At 47.6% G+C, this 823-nt stretch carries 1 pseudogene; it reads right to left on the bottom strand.

Annotated elements, in window-relative coordinates:
• Nucleotides 1-823: pseudogene (locus CIK04_RS33735) on the bottom strand (lysophospholipid acyltransferase family protein); the annotation flags it as partial.

The raw sequence follows: 823 nt of genomic DNA, 5'->3' as shown, positions 1-823 counted from the left end.
TGTGCGCGAATAGAGCCCATCCAATCCAGATTTTTCCAGCAGTTTATCCACTAAACCGAGGCGATATGCCCCAACCAGGTGCTGGTTTCATCATCCCAGACAAACAGATGATGGATAATGGATGATCAAAACGATCGATGTCGATCGCATAACCCGTCCCTTCCCCAACGGCGCGAAAGTTGATCTCTCGTTGCCTGMCGATCTCATGCAGAATCGAAGGAATGTATTTGGCAGTGGTGCAATAGACACTAAAATTACCTTGGCGAAGCAATAAAGCATCTTCTGGGAGCATCGCCAGTATCCAATAACCACTTTTGCTTTTCTAATGGCTCTGCGAATCGCGGCGAGAGGGGGATTGGTGTCGTGATCCATTTGGTGGTGAAGCGGTGGTTCAGCGCTGAGTAAATACGTGTTTAAACGCAAATAGCTGACCAGCTGTTCATCCGTCAAATGTTGTACTTCTTTGAATGTGATTGGCTGACCAATGGCAATCGGAATCGCTTGCTGCTTCTTATTGAGCAATTCACGCCCTAACATCAGCGTGCGCAAGAGAGGGTGAATCTTGCCGGCAAGATAAAAGCGTTGTGAGTTCTTCCCGTCGATAAACACAGGAAGTGCATGCGCTTTATGTCTTCGGATCAGAGCGCTGACAGAACGGCTCCACTCTTTATCTTCTAAGCGTTTTTGCTTTCTATCAACAAGTTGCGATACCTCACCAGCAGGAAAAACTAAGAGTAACCCTCCTTGAGCGAGATGCTTGTTTGCATCACGTAGCGACCTTCATGTTGGACTTTGCTGCCTGCTGGGAATCAAACACATCCAC

The sequence above is a fragment of the Vibrio sp. 03_296 genome, assembly GCF_002265885.1.
Note: the sequence above shows the minus strand (reverse complement) of the source record. Positions and strands in the feature narration are given on the sequence as shown.